This window comes from Nordella sp. HKS 07, assembly GCF_011046735.1.
Taxonomy (GTDB): Bacteria; Pseudomonadota; Alphaproteobacteria; order Rhizobiales; family Aestuariivirgaceae; genus Taklimakanibacter.
In genome coordinates, this window is the sequence record NZ_CP049258.1 from 1,166,974 (window position 1) to 1,183,421 (window position 16,448).

The 16,448-nt window shown below is 61.4% G+C and carries 17 protein-coding genes; 4 read left to right on the plus strand and 13 right to left on the minus strand.

The window, feature by feature from the left end:
- Window positions 1-141: 141 nt before the first annotated feature.
- The 7 genes from G5V57_RS05595 to G5V57_RS05625 form a co-directional block, all read right to left on the minus strand.
- Window positions 142-972, minus strand: coding sequence for an alpha/beta hydrolase (locus G5V57_RS05595; RefSeq protein ID WP_165166567.1), 831 nt, complete (start codon window positions 970-972; stop codon window positions 142-144).
- A gap of 14 nt (window positions 973-986) precedes the next feature.
- Window positions 987-1,673 carry a MarC family protein gene (locus G5V57_RS05600; RefSeq protein ID WP_165166568.1) on the minus strand — a complete coding sequence of 229 codons (687 nt, stop codon included), beginning with the start codon at window positions 1,671-1,673 and terminating at the stop codon, window positions 987-989.
- 48 nt (window positions 1,674-1,721) lie between these two features.
- The gene (locus G5V57_RS05605; protein WP_371744736.1) at window positions 1,722-2,369 is read right to left on the minus strand and encodes a class I SAM-dependent methyltransferase; all 648 of its coding nucleotides are present in this window, start codon (window positions 2,367-2,369) and stop codon (window positions 1,722-1,724) included.
- Window positions 2,370-2,421: 52 nt separating this feature from the next.
- Complete coding sequence (locus G5V57_RS05610; protein WP_165166569.1) at window positions 2,422-3,669, minus strand: DUF3419 family protein; 1,248 nt, start codon at window positions 3,667-3,669, stop codon at window positions 2,422-2,424.
- Window positions 3,670-3,981: 312 nt separating this feature from the next.
- Window positions 3,982-5,466, minus strand: a complete 1,485-nt coding sequence (gene glpK, locus G5V57_RS05615) for a glycerol kinase GlpK (protein WP_165166570.1) — start codon at window positions 5,464-5,466, stop codon at window positions 3,982-3,984.
- Window positions 5,467-5,533: 67 nt separating this feature from the next.
- Window positions 5,534-6,133 carry an NAD(P)H:quinone oxidoreductase gene (gene wrbA, locus G5V57_RS05620; RefSeq protein WP_165166571.1) on the minus strand — a complete coding sequence of 200 codons (600 nt, stop codon included), beginning with the start codon at window positions 6,131-6,133 and terminating at the stop codon, window positions 5,534-5,536.
- A 30-nt stretch (window positions 6,134-6,163) separates the two neighbouring features.
- Complete coding sequence (locus G5V57_RS05625; RefSeq protein ID WP_246737547.1) at window positions 6,164-6,664, minus strand: VOC family protein; 501 nt, start codon at window positions 6,662-6,664, stop codon at window positions 6,164-6,166.
- Window positions 6,665-6,837: 173 nt separating this feature from the next.
- Between G5V57_RS05625 and G5V57_RS05630 the strand changes: the two genes are divergently transcribed.
- Genes G5V57_RS05630 through mtnK form a run of 4 tightly spaced genes read left to right on the plus strand, consistent with a single transcriptional unit; the run spans window position 6,838 to window position 11,692 of the window.
- Window positions 6,838-7,845 carry a sugar ABC transporter substrate-binding protein gene (locus G5V57_RS05630; protein WP_165166573.1) on the plus strand — a complete coding sequence of 336 codons (1,008 nt, stop codon included), beginning with the start codon at window positions 6,838-6,840 and terminating at the stop codon, window positions 7,843-7,845.
- Window positions 7,846-7,861: 16 nt separating this feature from the next.
- Window positions 7,862-9,376, plus strand: coding sequence for a sugar ABC transporter ATP-binding protein (locus G5V57_RS05635; protein ID WP_246737548.1), 1,515 nt, complete (start codon window positions 7,862-7,864; stop codon window positions 9,374-9,376).
- Between the two features lie 17 nt (window positions 9,377-9,393).
- On the plus strand, window positions 9,394-10,419 hold the full coding sequence (locus G5V57_RS05640; RefSeq protein ID WP_165166574.1) for an ABC transporter permease: 1,026 nt from the start codon (window positions 9,394-9,396) through the stop codon (window positions 10,417-10,419).
- A 10-nt stretch (window positions 10,420-10,429) separates the two neighbouring features.
- Window positions 10,430-11,692, plus strand: a complete 1,263-nt coding sequence (gene mtnK, locus G5V57_RS05645; RefSeq protein ID WP_165166575.1) for an S-methyl-5-thioribose kinase — start codon at window positions 10,430-10,432, stop codon at window positions 11,690-11,692.
- On the opposite strand, the gene G5V57_RS05650 is transcribed toward mtnK, so the two are convergent.
- The 6 genes from G5V57_RS05650 to G5V57_RS05675 form a co-directional block, all read right to left on the minus strand.
- Window positions 11,655-12,158 carry a hypothetical protein gene (locus G5V57_RS05650; protein ID WP_165166576.1) on the minus strand — a complete coding sequence of 168 codons (504 nt, stop codon included), beginning with the start codon at window positions 12,156-12,158 and terminating at the stop codon, window positions 11,655-11,657. The two genes, mtnK and G5V57_RS05650, sit on opposite strands and share 38 nt — an antisense overlap.
- A 157-nt stretch (window positions 12,159-12,315) precedes the next feature.
- A complete protein-coding gene (locus tag G5V57_RS05655; RefSeq protein ID WP_165166577.1) occupies window positions 12,316-12,615 on the minus strand; it encodes a DUF2160 domain-containing protein in 300 nt (99 codons plus the stop codon).
- A 15-nt stretch (window positions 12,616-12,630) separates the two neighbouring features.
- Entirely contained in the window at window positions 12,631-13,446 is an 816-nt protein-coding gene (locus G5V57_RS05660; protein WP_165166578.1) for a carbohydrate ABC transporter permease, read from the minus strand.
- Window positions 13,433-14,296 (minus strand): carbohydrate ABC transporter permease, encoded by an 864-nt coding sequence (locus G5V57_RS05665; protein WP_165166579.1) that lies wholly within the window; start codon window positions 14,294-14,296, stop codon window positions 13,433-13,435. The genes G5V57_RS05660 and G5V57_RS05665 overlap by 14 nt, the downstream gene beginning before the upstream one ends.
- A gap of 10 nt (window positions 14,297-14,306) precedes the next feature.
- On the minus strand, window positions 14,307-15,374 hold the full coding sequence (locus G5V57_RS05670; protein ID WP_165166580.1) for an ABC transporter ATP-binding protein: 1,068 nt from the start codon (window positions 15,372-15,374) through the stop codon (window positions 14,307-14,309).
- Window positions 15,374-16,447 carry an ABC transporter ATP-binding protein gene (locus tag G5V57_RS05675; protein WP_165166581.1) on the minus strand — a complete coding sequence of 358 codons (1,074 nt, stop codon included), beginning with the start codon at window positions 16,445-16,447 and terminating at the stop codon, window positions 15,374-15,376. Before G5V57_RS05675 ends, G5V57_RS05670 begins: the two co-directional genes overlap by 1 nt.
- Between the last annotated feature and the right edge of the window lies 1 nt (window position 16,448).

Here is a 16,448-nt window from a genome sequence, read left to right on the forward strand (position 1 = left end):
GCTTCGGCCCCGGATCCGGGACCGGCGCCGGACGCGGCGGCTCGGGCGCGGGCATCGGCCGCGGCTCGTTGGGTGGGATGCCTATCGGCTTTGGATGGCTCATCGACGAGCGCCCTCCTCAGCCACTTTTATATGAACGGATCAGGCTTCAAATATGGCCACGGTCAAGGGCGAGCCCGGATCGGTCAGGCCGTCTATTACATTGAAATGGTGGCGGTTGGGCTCGACGACTTCCACCGTAGCAGCGCCTAGCCCCCGCCAGACATTGGCGAGGAGCGCGTTCTGGCGGATGAACTCGGCGCGCTCCGCCGCCCCGACCCAGCAGGTGATCCGCGTATGAGCGACAGGTTCGAGCAGCGCCGGACTTTCAGCGGGCGCCTCCGCCGTATCAATCTTCAGCGTATCGTTCATCGCCGTCTTCATCAAAGGGCGCAGGTCATGCAATCCTGATATCGACACGACATGGACGATGCGCCGTCCCACATCGTCGGACAAGAGAGCCGGTGCCGCCATCATGCGCGATACGAGATGGCCGCCGGCCGAATGACCCGCGAGATAGACCGGCCCTTCGACCTCGCGCGCGGCGAAGCCGATGGCCGCGGCGACCTCGCGCCCGATCCCGGCGATGCGGATATCGGGACAGAGCGTATAGTTGGGCATGGCCACCGCGAAGCCGCGCCGGAGCGCCCCTTCCGCCAGATGCGACCAGCTCGACTTGTCGAAGCGCATCCAGAAGCCGCCATGCACAAAGACGAAGAGGCCTGTCGGCGCAGCGCGCGGCAGGAATAGATCGAGCCTGTTGCGCGGCTCAGGGCCATAGGCGAGATCGAGTCTCGCGCCGCCGAACTCATTCACCCGACCGCGGAAGGCCGCCGCGAGCTCGGACCAGCGCGCCGGATAGGAGTCGCCGCCCGCAATATAGGCGCCGTTCGTATAGGCATCGCTCCAATCGTTTATCGGGGGAAAGATCATGCGCAATCTATCCTTCACACATTCGAGGGCATGAAGCGCGCCGGGATGAGCGGAATCAGCGCTTCCTGCATGCCGGTAAGGCAGATCTGCACCCCGATGCACAGGAGGAGGAAGGCCGACATGCGCGTCACCACGCGCGAGCCGGCCTGGCCGAGCAGCAACACGACCCGGTCCGCCGAGGCATAGAAGAAGCCGATCAGGAGCGCCACCGCCATCGCCGCCACCGACATGCCGGACAAGTAGGGGATGATGTCGAGCGTATCTTTCGGCCGGTTGGCGCTCAGCGCGATCGCCACGGAGATCGTGCCGGGACCGGTGGTGAGTGGCATCGTCAGCGGGAAGAAGGCGTCGGCACTCGAGCCGGTGGCATTGGAGGCCTGCTCCTGCTTGCGGCCCTCGCTCTGCTCGGGCGCAGAAAGCATTTCCCAGGCCTTGACGGCAACCACAAGGCCGCCCGCGATCCTGAGCGCGGCGAGCGAAACCCCAAAGAAGCCGATGAGCGTGGCGCCCACCCACAGCGAGACCAGCATGACGCCCAGCGAATAAGCCGCCACCCGCCAGGCCAGGGCACTGCGCTCGGCACGTGTGTTGCCGGCGGTCACCTGATGGTAAATCAGCGCGATGCCGATCGGATTGACGATCGAGAACAGCGCCGGAAGGGCGATGAGGAAGCTGTTGATCGCGCTACTGAATAGCCACATAAGACCTTAGAATAGAGAGGAATTCGATCCTTCTGACAAGCCCGGCTTTCACATGAAAGCCGGCTTCTTCATGGCGAAAAGCCACGCATAGCCGCCCTTGACCTCGGTGAACTGTAGGCAGGCGTCCTCGGCGTGCGCCAATTCCTCCAGCCTTATGCGCAATTCGGCCCGGGGAGTGACGTGGAACCAGGCGAGCCAGGCCCGCAGGGCCGAACGGAAAAGTTTCGGCAGACGCTCCTGCTGGCCGAAATCGACGATATGCAGCTCGCCGCCGGAAGGCAGCATCCCGCACACCTGCCCAAGCACCGCCTGCCACGGCGGGATCATCGACAAGGCATAGGAGATGAAGATGCGGTCGAAATGCCCAACGCCGAAAAGCTGTTGCGGGTCGAAAGCCGCGGCATCGGCTCTGGCATAGAGGATGTTCCGATCCTGCGACTGGGCCCGCGCCGTTGCCAACATCGCCTCGGAGATGTCGAGGCCGAAGAGCCGCGCCTGCGGATAGCGCTGGCGTACGGCGAGGAGATTGCGCCCTGTGCCGCATCCGATTTCCAGCACCGTGCCATTGAAGGGCGGCGCCAGGGCTTCGATCAGCTGATCGCGTCCCAGGAGATAATATTTGCGCGTCGCATCGTAGAAATGCCGCTGATGGCGATAGATGTGATCCATCAGATCGCCGTGAGAATCCTTAGTCACGCGGCGATTTCACATGGGAGAAAATCTCCCGACATCGAAGATGGCTTATGCTTCATTGTGGAGCCGCCCTCAGCTGATACAGATGGAAGCCGCCATAGATGGCCGAACGGTCCCTATAGCCCAGAATGCGTGAGCGCTCCGCCTCATAGGACCAGCGCTCCAATAAGTCAGCCTTCACCCGGCCGGGCAGGATCGTGGCTTCGCCGGCGGTGCGGAAGATCACCCGTGCGCCGGGCCTGGCTGTGCGCGTGATTTCACTCCACAATTCGTTGAGCTGATCATCCGTCATCCAGTCCTGTGCGTCGAGCAGCACATAGCGGTCGAGGCTTTCCGCCTCATGCGTCTTGAGGCATTGCGTGAAGGAGCCGAGATAGGGTGTGATCCGTGCCGCCCCGTGCTTCACCGCGGAGAAATGCTCGCGCTGCAGATAGGGCGGCAGCGCCGCCGCGGCCCCCGTGTCATAGCGTCGGGCAAAGGCCTGCCAGGCGAAGTAGTTCTCGCTCAGCGGGAAGTCGCAGGCGAGCTTGCGCAACCGCTCGATCAGCACTTCCGCCATCGAGCGCCCGCCGGCCAGCTTCTCATATTGCGCCGGCGGAATGCCGAGGCCATAGAGCGACAGCCTTCGGCCGGTCAACCAGCGCACCAGCCGCTTGTCGAAGATCGGCGCGATGTGATCATCGAAGAAAATGCGCTGCTCGGCAAGATCGGACATGTTGATGATGCTCTCCGGGCGCACGCCATAGAGCCGCGCCACCAGATGCGCCACGCCGATGAAGCGGCCGAGCAAGCCATGGCGGTAGAAACGCCTGGCGAACATGTCGATGCGCCGCCTGCCATTGAGCGTCTTCTTCTCCCAATAGCGTCGCGTCTCGTCATCGAGACCTGGGCGCAGGAAAGCGTGATAGGCGGCGGTGTTGGCATGGCTGTCGGCATCGGCGAAGAAGCGGCGGAACTGCTCATGGGCGGGCAGTTGCCACGCCGCGGCGAGCTTCAGCTTCATCAGCGCGATATGGGCGGGATTGAGGTCGACGGCAACGATGCTCTCAGGCGAGCGCGTCATGTAGGAGAGCACGTTGCAGCCACCCGACGCGATGGCGATCAGGCGGTGATCGGGGGCGAGTTCCATGGCGTCCAGATCGACAACCGGATCTTCCCATATCTGTGGATAGACGAGTCCGCCAAAGGCGAGCGTGAACAATCTCTCGAGAGCGCCATTGAAGGAGATGGCCCGATGCTGATGGACGGCCGCTTTGAGAGCATCTGAGGAAGACAGCTCGGTATCGGCGGCTATGGCACGCATCGGTGATTCTCTCTCTCATCTGACGAGGGAGGCTATGCGGCGTTTCCGTGACGAGCGAATGACAGGCGTGTCGCCTTCCTCGCTGCGCGGCTGTCGCGCTCACGCATCTTCATCCTTCCCCCTTGCGGGGAAGGTGGCTCCCCGGCCCAAGCCGGGGAGCCGGATGGGGGTCGGGTGCTCTGGCAAAATTTGCAAAGAAGAAAATTATGAAGCACCACCCGACCCCCACCCCGGTCCTTCGGACCGACCCTCCCCGCAAGGGGGAGGGAAAAATTATGAAATCGGGCAGGCGTTACGCCGGACGAGGGTAAGTCAGCTCAACAGCTTGCGCATCGCGTCCTGCCAGCCGGCATATTTTTCGTCGCGAAGCTGAGGATCCATTTTCGGCGCGAAGCGTCGTTCGAGCTGCCAGCTCTTGGCGAATTCCTCTGGCGCCGGGCACAGGCCTTGCGCGAGCCCCGCCAAATAGGCGGCACCCACTGCCGTCGTTTCGAGAACCTTCGGACGGTCGACCGGTGCGTCGAGAATGTCGGACAGGAATTGCATGGTCCAGTCGGAAGCGACCATGCCGCCATCGACGCGCAGGATGGTGCTTTTCTTGTCGCCCCAGTCACCCTGCATCGCCTCGAGGAGGTCGCGCGTCTGGTAGCACACCGCCTCGAGCGCGGCGCGAGCGAATTCGGCCGGTCCTGTCCCGCGCGTGAGACCGAACATGGCGCCACGCGCCTCGGGCCGCCAGTAGGGCGCCCCCAGACCCACAAAGGCGGGTATGAGATAGACCTGCTGGCTCGCATCGGCGGTCGCGGCGAGATCGCCGCTGCGCTGCGCCGCATCGATGATCTTGAGTCCGTCGCGCAGCCATTGCACCGCGGCTCCGGCGATGAAGATGGCGCCTTCCAGCGCATAAGTGCGCTTGCCGTTCAGTTGATAGGCGATGGTCGTCAGAAGCCGGTTCTTCGACGCGACGGGGGAGGCGCCGGTATTGAGCAGCGCGAAACAGCCGGTGCCGTAGGTCGACTTCATCATGCCGGGCAGGAAGCAGGCCTGACCGACCGTTGCCGCCTGCTGATCGCCGGCAATGCCTTTGATCGGGATGGCGCGCCCGAAGAGCTGCGGGTCGGTTTCGCCGAAATCGCCGGAGGAGTCGCGTATCTCGGGCAGAAGCGACATCGGCACGCCGAGCAGCCGGCAGAGTTCATCGTCCCATTGGCCGCGATGGATGTCATAGACGAGCGTGCGCGAGGCATTGGTGGCATCGGTCGCATGGACCTTGCCGCCGGTGAGCCGCCACAGCAAAAACGTGTCGACGGTGCCGAATGCGAGTTCGCCCGCTTCGGCCCTCTTGCGCGCGCCCGGCACATTGTCGAGAAGCCAGGCGATCTTGGTGCCGGAGAAATAGGGATCGAGCAGAAGCCCGGTCTTCGCCGCCACCAGCGCCTCATGGCTCTGCTCCTTGAGGCTGGCACACATATCGGCGGTGCGCCGGTCCTGCCAGACGATCGCCTTATGGATGGCCTTGCCGCTTTTGCGGTCCCAGATCAGCGTGGTCTCGCGCTGGTTGGTGATGCCGATCGCGGCGACATCACCGGCCTCGGCGGAGGCCTTGGCAAGTGCCGCTTTCATCGTTTCGAGAGTGGTGCGCCAGATATCCTCGGGCTCATGCTCGACCAAGCCCGAGGCCGGGAAATGCTGCGGAAATTCCTGCTGGCCCGCCCCCGCCACAGACAGGTCAGGCCGGAACAGGATGCTGCGTGTCGAGGTCGTGCCCTGGTCGACGGCCAGGATGTAAGGCGCCATGGAAGACTCCCCGCTAAGCCGCAGGGAGTTTCCTGGGGAGAGCCGCGAAGGTCAACAAAAAAGTCAATTATTTCGCGAGCTTGGCAGCGATTTGCGCCACGTGGCGGCCCTGATAGCGGGCCCCTTCGAGCTCGACAGCCGATGGCTGGCGGCTGCCGTCGCTATGAGTGATGGTCGAGGCGCCATAGGGTGAACCGCCCTTGATCTCATCGACGCCCATCTGGCCCTGGAATGCGTAAGGCAGGCCGACAACCACCATGCCCTGATGCATCAGCGTCGGGATGAAGGTCAGGATGGTCGATTCCTGGCCGCCATGCTGGGTGGCCGACGAGGTGAAGACCGATCCTACCTTGCCGACCAGCGCGCCCTTCATCCACAGGCCACCGGTCTGGTCCATGAAATTGCGCAATTGCGCGGTGACATTGCCGAAGCGGGTTCCCGATCCGAAGATGATCGCGTCGTAATTCGGCAGTTCGTCTACCGTGGCGATCGGCGCCTTCTGATCGAGCTTGAAGCCCGACTTCTTGGCGACCTCTTCCGGTACCAGTTCCGGCACGCGCTTCACGTCGACGTCAGCGCCCGCCGATCTGGCGCCTTCCGCTACGGCGTACGCCATTTGCTCGATATGGCCATAGGATGAATAATAGAGCACAAGCACTTTGGTCATGCGATCCCTTTCGGCTATGTCGGTGGTTTGTTAACTCTGCGCGGTGCGCAAAAGATCCTCGAGATCGAGGCGGCGTGTGAACATCGCCAGTGTCCCGTCCGGATTGCGCGGCCACTGATCCTCGGGCTTGTCCCAATAGAGCTCGACACCGTTCTCGTCGGGATCGCGCAGATAAAGCGCCTCGCTGACGCCGTGATCCGACGCGCCGTCGAGCGCGATGCCGTTGGCGGCGAGCCGTTTCAACGCATCGGCGAGATCGGCGCGGGTCGGATAGAGGATCGCGAGATGAAAGAGACCGGTGGTGCCCGTGGGCGGTGGCGAACCGCCGGCACTTTCCCAGGTATTGAGGCCGATATGGTGATGATAGCCGCCGGCCGAGATGAAGGCGGCCTGGCTGCCATATTTCTGAATGAGCTCGAAGCCCAGCACGCCGCAATAGAAGTCGAGGGCGCGCTTGAGATCGGATACTTTCAAATGCACATGGCCGATGCGCGTTCCGGCGGCGATCGGCGCGGTCTTTGTCGTGGTCACCGGCTTCTCCTGATTTATTTGTAACATTTAATGTTACAGAAGTAAATAGGCCCTTTGGCCGGGTAGATCAAGTGTCCTTTCGTAGCGGCTAGGCAAAGCCAAAAAGTCACTTTATAAATTTGAAAAAACAATAAGTATGACAAATGTCCCTGACATGAAACGGAGGAACCCAGATGTCGGACTCTCATGTGCAGTCTCGCCGTGACCTTCTGAAGCTTGCCTCGGTTGCCGGCGCGGCCGGGCTGTTCGCCCCCGGTCTCGCGGCGCTCGCCAAGGAAGCCGGCAAATCCGAAAAACCGTTGAAGGCCGCCTTCTCAAATGCCGGATTGCAGGCCACCTGGTGCGCCCAGGGCAAGCAGGCCGCCGAATACTGGGGCAAGCTTTTCAATGTCGACGTGACCTGGTTCGATGGCCAGCTCGACGCCGTCAAGCAGCGCGCGGCCATCGACAACATGGCCTCGCAGCAATGGGACTTCGTCGCCATCCAGGCATTCGGCATCGGCACATTGACCGCGCCTGTCAACAAGATGATCGACGCCGGCATTCCGGTCATGGACATGGACACGCTGATCGCCCCCCTTGACACGATCAATGTCCACACCTTCCTCGCTCCCGACAATGAGTTCATGGGCGCCTCGGTGACCCAGGCCCTCGTCAACCAGCTGGGTGGCAAGGGTAAGATTGTGATGACGCAGGGCGCGCTCGGCCATACCGGCGCGCAAGGCCGCGCCAAGGGCTTCAAATCGGTGATCGAGAAGTTCCCCGACATGGAGGTGCTCGACGAGCAGCCGGCTGATTGGGACGTCACCAAGGTCGCCCGCATCTGGGAGACGCTCCTCACCAAGTATCCGCAGATCGATGCCGCCTTCTTCCATAATGACGACATGGCGCTCGCCGCCCATAAGGTCATGCAGGCCAAGGGCCGTGAGGGCATCCTGATCGGCGGTGTCGACGCCATGCCGCCGGCCATCGCCGCCGTCACCGACGGGCGCATGTTCGCCACCGTGCGCAACCCCTCCTCCCGCATCCATGGCGGCTCCATCATCGCCGGCGTGGCTGCCGTCGTGCATGGCACCAAAACGGGCGAAGGCATACCGAAGCACATCATCACCGACGGCCCGGTCGTCAACAAGGCTAATGCCCCCGGCATGGCCTGGATGCAGGAGCAGTTCCTGATTTGAGGACCGTCTTGAGATAATGTCGGCCAACATGGACGAGGCCGCTATTCGCCTGCAAATGTCGCACATCTCGAAGTCCTTCGGCGGTGTCGAAGCGCTTCGGGGTGTGGACTTCACATTGCGCCGCGGCGAGATTCACGCTCTGGTCGGCGAGAATGGCGCCGGCAAATCGACCTTGATGAAGATCATTGCCGGGGTGCATGCGGGCTTTGACGGCGAAATGCTGCTCGATGGTTTGCCGGTGCATTTCCATTCCGCCCGCGACGCGCTGAAGCACGGCATCGGAATGGTGCATCAGGAGCTGAGCGTCGTGCCGCAGCTCACCGTCGCCGAGAACGTCTATCTGGGCGTGCAGCCGGTGAACCGGCTGGGCGCCGTCGACTGGCCGGCAATGGCCAAGGGGGCACGCGAGCAACTGAAGAAGCTCGGCCTCGATCTCGATCCGCGCATCACTCTGGGCGAGCTGCCGATCGGCATACAGCAACTGGTCGAGCTTTCCCGCGTCCTGTTCTCGGGCGCTAGCATCATCATCCTCGATGAGCCGACCTCGGCGTTGTCGCCACCCGAGATCGAGCGCCTGTTCCGCTCGCTGCGCGCGCTGCGCGACCAGGGCAACAGCATCATCTTCATCTCGCATTTCCTCGAGGACGTGCTCACGATCGCCGACCAGATCACCATCTTCCGCAATGGCCGCAAGGTCGTGACAGCGCCGGTGACGCCCGAGACCGACAAGGCCTGGATCATCCAGCGCATGATCGGCAAGGGCCATGAGGAGCTGGAATCGAGTTATCTGGGCGATGTCGCGCTGGCAAGCCCCGCGGGCGCAAAAACCGTCCTCGAAGTCGAAGGCCTGAGCAAGGCCGGCGCCTTCCAGGATGTGAGCCTCACCGTCAGGGGCGGCGAGATCCTTGGCATCTATGGCTTCATGGGCTGCGGCCAGATCGAGCTCGCGCGCGCTTTGTTCGGCAAGCTCAGATGCGACAGGGGCGCGCTCAAGCTCGATGGAAAACCACGCAGATTGTCGAACACCGCTCATGCCGCCAGGGCCGGCATCGCCTATGTGCCGGAAAGCCGGCGCAGCATGCTGTTCCACCACGAGCCGATCTACAAGAACACTTCCATCGCCATATTGGAGCGCCTGTCGCGCCTCTGGCTCAAACCTGAGTCCGAGCGCCGTATCGCCCGCCAGCATATCGAGCGCCTGAGCATCAAGACGCCCGGCACCGAGGCGCTGCTCGGCAATCTCTCCGGCGGCAACCAGCAGAAGGTCGGCGTCGCCAAGTGGCTGACCTACCTGCCCAAAGTCCTCATCCTCAGCGAGCCGACCCGCGGCATGGATGTCGGTGCCAAGGAGGATGTCGTGAAGATCGTGCGGAATCTGCGCGACCAGGGGGTGGGCATTATAGTATTCTCGACCGAGCCCGAGACCGTCCTGTCGCTCGCCGACCGGATCATGGTGATGCGCAAGGGCGCAGTATCGCAGGAATTCGCCGACGAGACGATCAGCAAGGATCGCCTGTTGGCGGCGGCATGACAAATGGGGGAAATGGCATGACCTCGACCTCGGAAGCTCGGCCGGCACGCCGGTCGGCCGGCGACTGGTTTCGCAACCAGCTCAGCAATATCGCGCCCTTCCTGACGCTCCTGTTCCTGGTCGCTTTCTTCAGCTTCGCGAGTTCCTCGTTCCTATCCTTCGGCAATTTGCAGAACATCCTGCAGCAGGTGTCGATCACCGCCATTATCGCGGTCGGCCTCACCTTCGTGATCCTCACCGCCGAGATTGATCTGAGTGTCGCCAGCGTCGCCAATGCCACCGGTATCGTCGTCGCCTTCTTCACCTTGCAGGATGCGAGCGTCAACATCGCCAATATCCCGCTCGCCGGCGGCTTCGCCATCATCCTCGCCATCGCCACCTGCCTGACGCTTGGCGGCATCACCGCCCTCGGCGTGACGCGGATCGGCATCCCGTCCTTCATCATGACGCTCGCCATGCTGCAGATCTGTGACGGCATCAGCGCCATGCTGGTCAGAGGCCAGATCGCCTATGCCGTGCCCTCGCTCGTCGCTACGCTGGGCTCGGGCTCGATCTTCGGCATTCCGTGGCTGATCATCGTCGCCGCCCTGGCGCTGATGATCGGCCATGTCGTGCTGACCTATACGCGCTTCGGCCGCTACGTCTACATGGTCGGTGGCAATCGCGAGGCGGCCGAATATTCCGGCGTCAATGTCAAGCTGATCATCACCGCCGTGCTGATGATCTCGGCCTTCTGCTCGGGGCTCGCCGGCATGCTGGGTGTCGCCTATTTCGGCAGCGCCCAGCAGAACGAGTTCGGCACCTATCTGCTCGACGCCATCGCCGCCGTCGTCGTCGGCGGCACCAGCCTCTTCGGCGGGCGCGGCGGCATCGGCAATACGATCATCGGCCTGTTCGTGCTCGGCGTGCTCAATAACGGTCTCGACCACATCAATATCGACAGCTTCCTGAAAATCCTGATCCGCGGCCTCATTTTGCTTGCCGCCTTGATCATCAATATCTATGCCGAGCGTCTGCGCGTCTCGCGCTCAGCCTCGCATTGAACCAGGTACCATGACGACCGCCTATCGCGCCCTGAACGACGGCACCTTGCCGGGTGTCCTGTCAGCTCTTCCCGATGTCCGCGCCCGCCTCGGCGGCGCTCCCGAAAGCTGGACCGTCCAGGAAGTCGGCGACGGCAATCTCAACCTGGTCTTCATCATCAAGGGTCCGGCCGGCGCCGTGGTCGCCAAGCAGGCATTGCCCTATGTGCGTCTGGTCGGCGATTCCTGGCCCTTGCCGCTCGACCGTTCCTATTATGAGCATATGGCTCTCAGCGAGCAGGCGAGGCATGCGCCGGGCCTGGTGCCGAAGATCCACCATTTTGACCGCGGCCTGGCGTTGATCGTGATGGAGTATCTCAGCCCCCATATCATCATGAGGAAGGGGCTGATCCGCGGCACCGAATATCCCCTTTTCGCAGGCCATATCGCCGAGTTCATGGCGCAGACGCTGTTCAACACCTCCGCCCTTGCCTTACCTGCGGCCGAACACAAGCAGCGGATCGGCGCATTCGCCGGCAACACCGAGCTTTGCAAGATCACCGAGGATCTGGTCTTCACCGATCCCTACAGGATCGCCAAGCTCAATCGCTGGACGACGCCTTATCTCGACGACATTGCCGCCGAGTTCCGTCGCGACGAGCCTCTGAAGATCAAGGTTCAGGAGCGCAAGCTGCAGTTCCTCACCTCGGCCGAGGCGATGATCCATGGCGATCTTCACACCGGCTCGATCATGCTGACGCCGCAGGATACGCGTATCATCGATCCCGAATTCGCCTTTGTCGGTCCGATGGGCTTCGATATCGGCGCCGTCATCGGCAATCTGCTCATCGCCTATTATGCGCAGACCGGCCATGAGGAGCGTATCGGCAGCCGCAACGCCTATCGCCACTGGATCCTGCTGCAGACCGAGAAAGTATGGCGGGTATTCACCAAACGCTTCCTCGAGCTCTGGGACGCAAGCAGGACCGGCGATGCCTATATGCCGGAGCTTTTCACCGGGCCCGAGGGCGCCGCCGCCTTCGCTGCCGAGAAGCAACGGTTCATGCGCAAGCTCCTCACCGATTCGATTTCCTTTGCCGGCATCAAGATGATCCGCCGCATCCTGGGCCTCGCCCACACGGAAGATCTCGAGAGTATCAAGGACCCGCCGCTGCGCGCCAAATGTGAGCGCCAGGCCCTGACCCTGGCGCGGCGGTTGATCCTCGACGCCGAGCGCTTCTCCGGCATGAACGAGGTCACGCATGCGGCGCGCGCGGTTCTGGGCTCTCGCTGACGCTAGAGCACGATGAGTTTGGGTTGACCTGCCTGCCTTGCGTAATTTTACGTGGCGACACCTGCCAGCGGACTTGTTGCTGGCCGACTTTGCCAATGACTTCGCTGGACCTTTTGCAGCGAATTTCCGGCAACTGCCTCTCCTGGTGCGGAGCTTTCTTGGCCATATCGATGTGAACTCCGGGATCACGTAATCCCTTGTTTGTATTCTCGGGGCGTTGATGTGTCCCTGTTCCGCCAAAGCCCAATTGTGTTGCGCGCTCAACGGCACGCAATCCGGCCGCATTCAATGGCCGGCCATGGATGGTCTGTACATTCGCCAGCGGTGATGGAGTCCCGGGCGATCGTCTCGCTGCTCCATCGCCTGCAAGCGCGGGCTTGCCGTTACGATTACCCTCATCCTTCTTGTTCCACACGCGCAGTAAAGCTTGCACGATTTCATGGATTATTCGGAGGCCGAGAGCCATTCGCTTGATCCTATCCGAGTTATATCGGTCAGACTCAGGAGTTGAAGTCCGAACGCAACTCCTGAACTTGATATTTCCAAAATCCTGCCGTCTGGCCCACGATGTCAAGCGCCCCGTCGCCGCGTCGGGAAGACGATTTCTCGGATCAGCCGATGCTCTAAACCCACTTGAATACGCAGAAGGCGTAGACGAGCGCGATGGCGAGTGGCCCCCAGAGCGGAGTGCCCATGAGGCCGAGCCAGGCCAGGAAAATGAAGGCGCTGCCGAGCAGCGAGATGAACAGCCGGTCCCCGCGCGTGGTATTGAGTCCAAGGATGCCGTGACGGGGATCGCCGCCCGGCGAATAATATTCCCAGACCGACATGCCGACGAGGCACAGGAAGATGAACAGGAAGAAGGCTGCCGTCGGCCAGGTCCATGCCATCCAGGACAGAAATGTCGCACCTTGCACGTCCATAAGAAGCCTCCGGCGTCACACACGGCCAAGGGCAAAACCCTTGGCGATGTAGTTGCGGACGAAATAGATCACGACGGCGCCCGGTATGAGGGTAAGCGAGCCGGCCGCGGCCAGCAGGCCCAGCTCATAACCGGACGTGCTGGCCGTCTTCGTCATCACCGCGGCGATCGGCTTGGCGGCAACGGCGGTGAGCGTCTTGGCGAGCAGCAGTTCCACCCAGGAGAACATGAAGCAGAAGAATGCGGCGACACCGATTCCGGCGGCAATGGTCGGTATGAAAATGCGGAGGAAAAAGCGCCAGAAGGAATAGCCATCGACGAAGGCCGTTTCGTCGAGAGCCTTCGGCACTGCCGACATGAACCCCTCGAGAATCCACACGGCGAGCGGAATGTTGAACAGCGTATGCGAAAGCGCCACGGCCCAGGGCGTGTCGAACAGACCCACCTCCGAATAAAGCTGAAAGAAAGGCAGGGCGAAAACAGCGGGTGGCGCCATCCGGTTGGTAAGGAGCCAAAAGAATAGATGCTTGTCGCCGAGAAAGCGATAGCGCGAGAAAGCATAGGCCGCGGGCAGTGCCACCGATACGGAGAGAACCGTATTGATGACGACATATTCGATCGAATTCACATAGCCCATATACCAGGACGGATCGGTCAGGATCTTGGCATAATTCTCGAATGTGAAGTCATGCGGATAAAGCGAAAAGCTACCGAGTATCTCGTTGGTGGTCTTGAATGACATATTGAGCAGCCAGTAGATCGGCAGCATCAGAAAGATGATGTAGAGGACCGGAACGGCGCGACTCCAGTTTCTCATGTCACGTCTCCTCATTGCGCATCATGAGCGTATAGAACAGCCACGAGAACACCAGGACGATCAGGAAGTAGATGATCGACATTGCCGCGGCGGGGCCGAGATCGAACTGGCCGAGAGCCGTCTTCACGAGATCGAGGGACAGGAAGCTTGTGGTGCTTCCAGGACCACCGCCGGTCAGGACAACGGCTTCCGTATAGATCATGAAGCTGTCCATGAAGCGCAGCAGTACGGCAATGGTGAGCACGTGACGAAGTTTGGGCAACTGGATGTAGCGAAATACTGCCCAGCTTCGCGCGCCATCGACTTTTGCGGCCTGGTAATAGGCATCCGGAATGGAGACGAGGCCCGCATAGCACAATAGCGCCACCAGTGACGTCCAGTGCCATACATCCATGAGCACGATGGTGAACCAGGCGGCAACCGGCTGGCGGGTATAGTTGTACTCGAAGCCGATGCCATTGAGAAACTTGCCCAGCAGTCCGATATCGGGAAGCGCCATGATATTCCACATGGAGCCGACCACATTCCACGGGATCAGCAGCGGCAGCGACATCAGCACGAGGCAGACCGAAACCCACGGCCCCTTGCGCGGCATGGTGAGGGCGATCGCCAGGCCCAGAGGAATCTCGATGGCGAGAACTGTCGCGGTGAAGCCGATCTGGCGCAGAAGCGCGCCGTGGAAACGCTCCGAATGCAGGACATCCTCAAACCATTGCACCCCTGCCCAGGTGAAGACATTGTCGCCAAAAGTCTCCTGGACCGAGAAATTCACCACCGTCATCAGGGGGATGATCGCGTTGAACGCAACGAGCAGGACGACCGGAAGCACGAAGAACCACGCCTTGTTGTTGACCGTCTTGTTCATCTGATTGGCCTCAATTCACCATCCAGCCATCTTCGTAGATCTGTGTATGGCCGGGATCGAAAGTGACATGGACATTCTGCGTCGGAATATCCCGTCCTTCCCGGACCAGAAGGTTGATCTTGCCTTCGCCATTGCGCGTCTCGACGATCCTGAAGCGTCCGGCATCGGCCACCTTGACGATTTCGACGGGAATGCCCTTTTCGGCGAAATGCACGAATTCCGGCCGGACACCGAGTTCGAGCTTCTTGCCATTGCCCTGATAGGCCTTGGCATTCGCGGCCTCCACGATATTGCCGGCAAAGGTCACCTTTCCCCCGGCGACCTGGCAAGGCAGCACATTCATGCCCGGCGAGCCGATGAAATGGCCGACGAAAGTGTGCTTTGGCTTCTCGAAGAGCTCGATCGGCGTGCCGATCTGCACGATCTCGCCATCCTTCATGACGACCACCTGATCGGCGAATGTAAGCGCCTCGGTCTGGTCATGCGTGACATAGATCATGGTGCGCCGGATTCTGTGATGCAGCTCCTTGAGCTTGGATCGCAGCACCCATTTGAGATGCGGATCGATCACGGTCAGAGGCTCGTCGAACATGATGACATTGACGTCCGAACGCACGAGGCCGCGGCCGAGCGAGATTTTCTGCTTGCCGTCCGCCGTGAGGCCGGAAGCACGCTTGGTGAGGGTGCGGTCCAGATCGAGCATCGCGGCGATCTCACGCACTTTCTTGTCGACATCCTTTTCGCCGACGCCGCGATTGCGCAAGGGGAAGGCGAGATTGTCATAGACCGTCATCGTGTCGTAGATGACCGGAAACTGGAAGACCTGGGCGATATTGCGCTGCTCGGGCGTCGTATCGGTCATGTCGCGATCATCGAAGAGGATACGGCCTTCCGTCGGCTTGAGCAGGCCCGAAATGAGATTGAGCAATGTCGTCTTGCCGCATCCCGAAGGGCCCAATAGCGCGAAGGCGCCGCCATCTGCGAGCTCAAGCGTAAGCCGTTTCAGCGCCCAGTCCTCGTCGCGCTGCGGGTTGGGATAATAGCTATGCCTCAGATTCTCCATTCTGATTTGCGCCATCAGCCTGCTCCCCCGACAAGCGCGCCATTCACGTCGAAGAAATAGCTTCTGTCGACATCGACATAGAGCTTTGCCGTCGAACCGACTTTGAACGGATGGACGCCGTGTGACTGGGACACCCAGGTCTGCCCGTTCATGTCGAAATGGATGACGCTATCCGATCCGGAAAGCTCGGCGACCAGCACCCTGCCCTCGATCATCGCCAGCGCCTGTTCGCCGTTCGCCGGCGTAATATGGTGCGGCCTGATCGCAATGGTGTAAGGGCCGTCCGCAAGCGCCTGCCCCGCTTTGCCGGCCTTCCACTTCACCTTGTCGCCCAGGATGATCTCGCCATTGACCTTCCTCACCTCGGCCACATTGATCGGCGGATCGGAGAAAACTCTGGCGCTGGTGAGCGTATTGGGGTTGCGATAGATCTCCGATGTGGGCCCGAACTGGGTCACGCGCCCCTCGAAGAGCGTCGCCGTCTTGCCGCCGAAAAGCAGCGCCTCGGACGGCTCCGTCGTCGCATAGACCACGATGCAGTCGCGCCCGCCGAAAAGCTTTGGCAATTCATCACGCAATTCCTCGCGCAATTTATAGTCCAGATTGGCCAGCGGCTCATCGAGCAGGATGATGTTGGAATCCTTCACGATCGCCCGCGCGATCGCTGTCCGCTGCTGCTGGCCGCCGGACAGCTCGGAAGGTCGGCGCTTGAGCATCGGCGAGAGCCTGAGCAGCTCCGCCGCTTCGTTCACCCGTTTGTCGATTTCCCGGGCGCTCATTCCCGCCACGCGCAGCGGCGAGGCGATATTGTCATAGACGCTGAAATTCGCATAGTTGATGAACTGCTGATAGACCATCGACACATTGCGCTTCTGCACGGCGACGCCCGTCACATTGCGGCCGGCGAACCAGATTTCGCCCGAGGTCGGCCGCTCAAGACCCGCCATCAGCTGCATCAGCGTCGTCTTGCCGGCAAGTGTGGTTCCGAGCAGCACATTGAACGGGCCTGATTCCAGAACAAGGCTGGTTTCATGGATATGGGTCGCAGCACCCACCCGTTTCGACACGTTCCTGAGCTCAAGAGCCATG